This window comes from Streptomyces sp. NPDC050535 (assembly GCF_044457665.1).
GTDB lineage: Bacteria > Actinomycetota > Actinomycetes > Streptomycetales > Streptomycetaceae > Streptomyces.
The window spans coordinates 23,522-31,062 of record NZ_JBITHE010000044.1; the positions used below are offsets into that span (position 1 = coordinate 23,522).

Consider the following 7,541-nt stretch of genomic DNA (forward strand, 5'->3'; position numbering starts at 1 on the left):
TGTGCCCTTCCTTCGGTGGTGCGGGTTTTCTTTTGTGGGGGGTTTTCCGGTGGGGGGGGCCCCCTAGACCCCGGGGCCCCCCCCACCGTCGTACAGCCAAGTCGTCAGTCCTACTGGCAAGCGGTCATTCGAACAGCTGCGCCGGACTCCGTCCAGCGGCTCAGAGCGGCCGGGGTCCGGCATTCGCTCGCGCACTCCTCAGAAGAACACCGACCGCCGCTGCACCAGCAGCTTGTAGAGCGTGTGCTGGATCTGTTCCCTGACCTGGTCCGTCAGGTTGAACATCAGCATCGGGTCCTCCGCCGCCTCTGGCGGATAGCCGTCCGTGCGGATCGGCTCGCCGAACTGGATCGTCCACTTCGTGGGGAGCGGGACCGCGCCGAGCGGGCCCAGCCACGGGAAGGTCGGCGTGATCGGGAAGTACGGGATTCCCAGGACCCGCGCCACGGTCTTCGCGTTGCCGATCATCGGGTAGATCTCCTCCGCGCCGACGATCGAGCACGGGATGATCGGGGTGCCCTGGCGCAGTGCCGTGGACACGAAGCCGCCGCGGCCGAAGCGCTGGAGCTTGTAGCGCTCGCCGAAGGGCTTGCCGATGCCCTTGAAACCCTCGGGCATCACGCCGACCAGTTCGCCGCGCTCCAGCAGCCGTTCGGCGTCCTCGGCACAGGCCAGGGTGTGCCCGGCCTTGCGGGCCAGCTCGTTGATGACCGGCAGCATGAACACCAGGTCGGCCGCCAAGAGGCGAAGGTGGCGGTTCTCGGGGTGGTTGTCGTGCACGGCGACCTGCATCATCAGGCCGTCCAGCGGCAGCGTCCCGGAGTGGTTGGCGACGATCAGCGCCCCGCCCTCGGACGGGATGTTCTCGATGCCCTTCACCTCTACGCGGAAGTACTTCTCGTAGAGCGGGCGGACCAGCGACATCAGTACCTGGTCGGTGAGTTCGGCGTCGTAACCGAAGTCGTCGACCTCGTAGTCGCCCGTCAGCCGCCTGCGCAGGAAGGCCAGGCCCCCGGCGACACGCCGTTCGAGACCGCCGCTCTCCCGCGGCTCCTGCGGCGGCTGTTCCTCACGCGTCACGGGAACATCATCCCGCTGCCCGGCCAGTCCCGGCAGGGGCTGTACCTCTCGTACCACCGCGGGCTCGCCCGTACGCCGGCTGCCCGTGCCGCGGCGGCGCGGGGAGCGCTGCGCCGCACCCCCGCGCGACCGGTCGTCGTCGAACGGAATGACCTTGGCGTCCGCCATCGTTGTCGCGCTCCTCAGTTGGCGCTGGGCGTCGGAGGGTTGCCGCCGCCCAGGAAGGACAGCGAGGCGATCCGGTCGACGGCTCCCGCGACGGTCTCGGGGGGCAGGAGCCCGGGCCCCCGGCCGCGGCCGAAGTCCGCGAAGGTCTCCGCCGTGGTGAACTTCGGCCGGAAGCCGAGCGTCTCGCGCATCTGGTTCGTCGCCACGACCCTGCCGTGGGTGAGCAGCCGCAGCTGCTCCGGCGAGAAGTCCGTCACGCCCAGCGTACGCACCGCCGTGCCCGCCCAGGACAGCGCGGGCAGCAGCAGCGGCAGCGTGGGACGGCCCAGGCGCCGCGCGCACTGGGAGAGCAACAGGACGCCGTCGCCCGCGATGTTGAACGTGCCGCTGTTGAGCGTCCCGCGGGCCGGCTCGTGCGAGGCGATCCGCAGTACGTCGATCACGTCGTCCTCGTGCACGAACTGGAGCCGCGGGTCGTAGCCGAACACGGTCGGCAGCACCGGCAGCGAGAAGTACGAGGCGAGCGGCGAATCCGCGCTCGGCCCCAGGATGTTCGCGAACCTCAGCACACACACGGCCACGTCGGGCCGCCGCCGCGCGAATCCCCGTACGTATCCCTCGACCTCCACCGTGTCCTTCGCGAAGCCGCCGCTGGGCAGCGACTTCGCCGGGGTGGTCTCGGTGAACACGGCCGGGTCGCGCGGCGCTGACCCGTACACGTTCGTACTGGACTTCACGACGAGCCGCTTGACCGTGGAGGACTTCTGGCAGGCGCCCAGCAGCTGCATGGTGCCGATGACGTTGGTCTCCTTGACCGAGGTCCGGCTGCCGCTGCCCAGCGCGGTGCCCGTCACATCCATGTGCACGACCGTGTCGGCGTTCGTCTCGGCGAGCACGCGCGCGATGGCCGCGTGCCGGATGTCGGCCTGGATGAAGTCGGCGCCGCCCAGATCGTGCTCGGGCGGGACCGCGTCCACGGCGATCACCCGGTCCACCTCCGGGTCAAGCTGGATCCGCCGCACGAACCGGCCGCCCAGCCGACGGGCAACTCCGGTCACGAGCACGACCTTCCCCAAGATCAGCGCCTTCCTTCCAGCATGCGGATGCAGCTCTGCTCGTACCCTGCCCTGTTCCCCGTGTGCCGCCAACTTAGCGGGTCGATGTCGCGCCGTGACGACCGCTCGGCACACGAGGGGACGGCAGCCACCTACGTGCTATCGGACCAGGCCATTCGGCGCACGACAATCCGCCGGCCGTCCGCGACGGCTTTCCACGCCGGATTCGCGGGCCGGATTTGCGGGCCGGAAAGCGGCGCCGGATATGCCTGTGGCCCCCCGCCAGTTGGCGGGGGGCCACAGTACGCGCTTCTAGCGGCGTCGCTTACTTCTTGTTGCGACGCTGAACGCGAGTGCGCTTGAGCAGCTTGCGGTGCTTCTTCTTCGCCATCCGCTTGCGCCGCTTCTTGATAACAGAGCCCACGACTACCCTCGCTCACTTCTCTTTACTCGCTGCTGGGCTGCATGGGCCCATACGACTATGAGGGGCCAGCCTACCCGTCCGAGCGCTGAGGTCGTAATCGAGGGTATCCGGGAGATCCCCAGGCGAACCGCTGCTGATCCTGGATGGCCTCCCGGATCGTCAGGGACCGCCCCGGAGGGTCTCCCGGACAGCCGTCAGGCCGTCTCCACCCCCACATAGCTCTCGCGGAGGTACTCGTGAACAGCTTGCTCCGGCACCCGGAAGGACCTCCCCACCCGGATCGCCGGCAGATGACCGCTGTGCACCAAGCGGTACACGGTCATCTTCGACACTCGCATCACCGAGGCGACTTCCGCCACGGTCAGGAACTGAACCTCGTTCAGAGGCCTCTCGCCAGCTGCAGCCATGACACACCTGAACCTTCCGCACTCGACGGTCACCGGCTTCCCCTTCCGGTGACACTTCGTCGTTGCGTGCTCACTCCCCAGAGTAGGGGCGGGTGATGCGAGTGGGGAAGAGGAGCTGTGATCGGCCGCCTACTGTGACAGACACGCTCGATTGAGTACATAGCGAGTAAGCGGTCGGTAGTAATCAGACCGCACAGCGTCATCAAGCGGAACGACGACGGACACCCGCCCCTCTGCCTCTCCGACGAAGAGCGCAGGATCGTCCGTATCCGCAAGCCCCATCGCCTCGAACCCCAGCTGACCTGCCCCGCAGACCCATCCGTGGTCTCCGATCACCAGCCCGGGAAGCGGTCCACCACCCTCCGCCGCGGCGGCCAGAACGGTACGAACCGGGAGCGGTGAGTGGGTGTGCGCGCCGGTCGCACCACCGGGGGCTTGCACACCGGGTTCGCGCACCAGCGCGACACCTTGTACGTAGTCAAGGTTGTACGTGCGTAGACCGAACCGGGTCGTTATGTCGACAGAGTGACCCTGCGCTGAGGTGAGAACGTCACATCCTGCCGCCGACAAGGCGTCCGCGAGCGCGGCGTAGAAACCGATCAGTCGATGCGGGTGGCCGGTCCCGAGAAGCACCGGTTCCCGGTCTCGGGCCGCCTTCCCGAGCCGCGCCGCGAAGGCATCGAGGGCCGCCAGCGTCCGCTCAGGATCGATCACATCATGCCCTGAAGTGTGCGACGGGTCCGCGGAAACCCCGCACTTGTCCGCCATCAGCTCGATCAGGTCCCGCTGCCGCCACGTCCATTCGGGGTCGAGCCCGAGCAGCGCGCGGGGATCACGAGCGGCGAAGAGCCGATAGCTGCGCAGGCTCTCCTCACGCGAGGTGGCCACGGGCCCGGCCAACCGCGCGGCCAGCAGGTGTGCACGCAAAGCTCCGGTGCTCAACACGTCAGCGATGCTGACGCATTTGCCGGGACTTCACCCCGAAAATCCCGAAAAGCCCGCACGGTTGGCGTAACGAGGACTCTTCTCAGCCCGTGCGGGGCTTGAAGACGAGCGACGAGCGCGCAGCGCGAAAGGAGGGTCTGGGGGCGCAGCCCCCGGATACGGGACGGGAAGGGGCGGAGGGGGCGAAACCCCGATGGCCCAGCCCCACTTACGGCAACAGCCCCCGCAACGGGAACACGGCCCGCCGAGTAGCCAGAACAGCCTGGTCAAGCCGATCCGCCGGGTCGTACCCGGATTCCCAGTCCTTCCAGGACACCGGCCACCGCCCATCGGTCATCCGCCCCGGCGCCAACTGCCGCGTACGAGCGAACACTTCCTGCCGCCACCCCTCCGGAATCACCGTCTCCGGCTCCACCGCCCGCCCCGCCGCGATGGCGACCAGATGTGTCCAGGACCGCGGCACCACATCCACCACGGCGTATCCACCACCGCCCAGCGCGACCCACCGCCCCTCGGCGTGCTCGTGCGCCAGCTCATGACAGGCCACCTGCACGGCCCGCTGCGCGTCGAGCGACACCGCGAGGTGCGCGAGCGGATCCTCGAAATGGGTGTCGGCCCCGTGCTGAGTGACCAGCACCTGCGGCCGGAAGTCCGCGATCAGCTCGGGCACCACGGAGTGAAAGGCCCGCAGCCACCCCGCGTCACCCGTCCCGGCGGGCAGCGCGACATTGACGGCGCCCCCCTCGGCCCGGTCGGCTCCCGTCTCCTCCGGCCACCCGGTCTGCGGGAACAGGGTCCGCGGATGCTCGTGCAGCGAGATCGTCAGAACCCGCGGGTCCTCCCAGAACGCCGCCTGCACCCCGTCCCCGTGATGCACGTCCACATCGATGTACGCGACCCGCTCGGCCCCCAGCTCCAGCAGCCGCGCGATGGCCAGCGACGCGTCGTTGTAGATGCAGAACCCGGACGCGCTACCCGGCATCGCGTGGTGCAGCCCGCCCGCGAAGTTCACCGCGTGCAGCGCGTCCCCGCGCCACACCGCCTCGGCCGCGCCCACCGACTGCCCGGCGATCAGCGCGGACACCTCGTGCATCCCGGCGAAGGCAGGATCATCGGCGGTCCCGAGCCCGTACGAGGCGTCGGCGGCGTCCGGATCCACGGAAGCGGCCTTGACCGCGTCCACGTAGTCCCCCCGATGCACGAGCCGCAGCGTCGAGTCCCCGGCCGGCTTCGCCGCGACCACCTCGACGTCACGATCCAGCCCGAACGCGTCGACGAGCTTCCTCGTCAACACCAGCCGGACCGGATCCATCGGATGATCCGGACCGAAGTCATAGCCCGTTACTGCCTCGTCCCACATCAGCTGTGCGCGGCCGCTCATGCCCGCCACCGTATCGGTCCGGTTCAACAGCGAACGACCTGGCGTACTTCAAGGTCAGCAGAACCAACACCATGGGTACGAGCATGGCGCCGCGGTAGTTCCAGAGATCCCCCAGCGCCCCCACCAAGGGCGAACCGACCAGGAACCCCACGTAATTGAAGATGTTGAGCCGCGCGACGGCCGTGTCCGAAGCTCCGGGGAAAAGCCGCCCGGCAGCCGCGAAGGTCTGCGGCACGATCACACACAGCCCCAGCCCCAGCAGGGTGAACCCGAGCATCCCGACCCACGCGCCGGGCGCCGCCGCCACGACACCGAACCCCAGCGCCGCGACCACCGCCCCCACCCGCACGACCGCCACGGCCCCGAACCGCCGCACCCCGAAGTCGCCGATCGCCCGCCCCAGCAGTGTCGTGACCATATACACGTTGTACGGAACGGTCGCGAGCTGCTCCGAACTGCCCAGCACGTCCTGGAGGTACTTCGCGCTCCAGTTGGAGACGGTCGAGTCCCCGATGTACGCGAAGGTCATCACCAGACACAGCGGCAGCAGCAACTTGAAAACGACGGGTCCGCCCTCACCCGCCTCCTTCGCATCGGAGGCATCAGCCGCCACGGCCGCGCCGCTGCCCCTGTCGACATACCACCGGCTCACCACCAGGGCCGCCGGCAACAACACCACCACGACAGGCAGATACAACACGAACAGCGACAGATGCCAGTGCGCCCCCGCCCACGCGAGCGAGGCCCCCACGATCCCGCCCAGGCTGTACACGGCGTGGAACCCGAGCATGATGCTGCGCCCGTACGTCCGCTGGAGGCTCACCCCGAGCATGTTCATCGAGGCGTCGAGCGCACCGACCGCGAGCCCGAAAGCGCCGAGCGCGACCGCCACTTCGGCCACATGGTCACCGGACCCGACACCGAGCAGCGCAAGGAGCACGACGGGCTGCGACCACCTCAGCACCCGACTGGGCGGTATTCGCTTGACCAACTGCTCGGTGGCCACGCTCCCGACGCCGGCGAGAACCGGCACCGCGGCGAGGAACGCGGGCAGCAGCGCGTCCGAGATCCCGTAGCGGTCCTGGATCGCGGGAATGCGCGTCACGAGCAGCGCGAAGGCGACGCCCTGGGCGAAGAAACTGAACGCCAGCGAGGCCCTACCGCGCCGCAGCACATCTGTCATGGCGGCGAGCGTAGAGCCCCGGTCTACCCGTGGGTAGATCCAGCCGAAGATGAATTTCGCTCAACTCTCCGGTTCAGCACGGCCTACACCTGCTGGAGCACCGCGTACTCCAGCACGACTCGCGCCCACATCCGGTCATACAAGCAGGTCAGCCAGCTCGTCCATGCCGGAGAAGAGCCGAGTGGCCCCCGCGAGCCTGTCGGCAGGGGTCATGGCCGTGAACCCGTACACATCCATCCCGGCCGCCACTGCCGCCCGCACTCCGAGCGGACTGTCCTCCACCACGGCACACTTCTCCGGCGCTACGCCCATCCGCTCGGCCGCGTACAGGAACAGATCCGGCGCCGGCTTCCCCCGCCCCACGTCCTGCGAACTGAAGACCCGCCCCTGGTCGAACCACCGGTCGAGCCCCGTCTTCCGATGCCCCACCCGAATCCGCTCATGGCTCCCGGAGGAGGCCACGCAGTACGGCAACCCGTCCGCGGCCAGCTTTTCCAGCACCTGCTCGGCACCCGGAACCGGCTCCAACTCCCGCTCGAACGCGGCGAAGACCCGGGCATGGAAGACCTCATCGAAGTCCGCCGGCAACCGCTGCCCGGTCCGCTCCTCCACCAGGTCGTGTACGCGGTGCATGGCGGCGCCCATGTAGTCGCGCAGGGACTCCTCGTAGGAGGTGGGATGCCCGAGCTCGGTGAGATACGCGGCCAGGAGTGAATTGGAGATCGGCTCGCTGTCCACGAGGACGCCGTCGTTATCGAAGATGATCAATTCGTAGCGCATGCTGCAACACTAAAACGAAGCGACCTTAAACGCAGAAAACCCCCGTACCGTTTCCCGGTACAGGGGTTTTCTCCAAAAATAGTTCGGCGGCGTCCTACTCTCCCACAGGGTCCCCCCT

General features: G+C 68.5%; 8 protein-coding genes. All 8 read right to left on the bottom strand.

Annotated elements, in window-relative coordinates; all coding sequences use genetic code 11:
* Positions 1–198 precede the first annotated feature (198 nt).
* A complete protein-coding gene (locus ACIBLC_RS40910) occupies positions 199–1,248 on the bottom strand; it encodes a lysophospholipid acyltransferase family protein (protein WP_399216584.1) in 1,050 nt (349 codons plus the stop codon).
* Between the two features lie 14 nt (positions 1,249–1,262).
* On the bottom strand, positions 1,263–2,324 hold the full coding sequence (locus ACIBLC_RS40915) for an NAD-dependent epimerase/dehydratase family protein (RefSeq protein WP_399216585.1): 1,062 nt from the start codon (positions 2,322–2,324) through the stop codon (positions 1,263–1,265).
* Positions 2,325–2,628: 304 nt separating this feature from the next.
* The gene (locus tag ACIBLC_RS40920; RefSeq protein ID WP_003948845.1) at positions 2,629–2,727 is read right to left on the bottom strand and encodes a 30S ribosomal protein bS22; all 99 of its coding nucleotides are present in this window, start codon (positions 2,725–2,727) and stop codon (positions 2,629–2,631) included.
* Between the two features lie 194 nt (positions 2,728–2,921).
* Complete coding sequence (locus ACIBLC_RS40925; protein WP_004984898.1) at positions 2,922–3,134, bottom strand: helix-turn-helix domain-containing protein; 213 nt, start codon at positions 3,132–3,134, stop codon at positions 2,922–2,924.
* Between the two features lie 129 nt (positions 3,135–3,263).
* Entirely contained in the window at positions 3,264–4,079 is an 816-nt protein-coding gene (locus ACIBLC_RS40930; protein WP_399216586.1) for a phosphatase, read from the bottom strand.
* A gap of 208 nt (positions 4,080–4,287) precedes the next feature.
* Positions 4,288–5,460: an acetoin utilization protein AcuC gene (locus ACIBLC_RS40935; protein ID WP_399216587.1), complete on the bottom strand. Its 1,173-nt coding sequence runs from the start codon at positions 5,458–5,460 to the stop codon at positions 4,288–4,290.
* Complete coding sequence (locus tag ACIBLC_RS40940) at positions 5,411–6,643, bottom strand: MFS transporter (protein ID WP_399216588.1); 1,233 nt, start codon at positions 6,641–6,643, stop codon at positions 5,411–5,413. Before ACIBLC_RS40940 ends, ACIBLC_RS40935 begins: the two co-directional genes overlap by 50 nt.
* 135 nt (positions 6,644–6,778) lie before the next feature.
* Positions 6,779–7,423: an HAD family hydrolase gene (locus tag ACIBLC_RS40945; RefSeq protein ID WP_399216589.1), complete on the bottom strand. Its 645-nt coding sequence runs from the start codon at positions 7,421–7,423 to the stop codon at positions 6,779–6,781.
* Between the last annotated feature and the right edge of the window lie 118 nt (positions 7,424–7,541).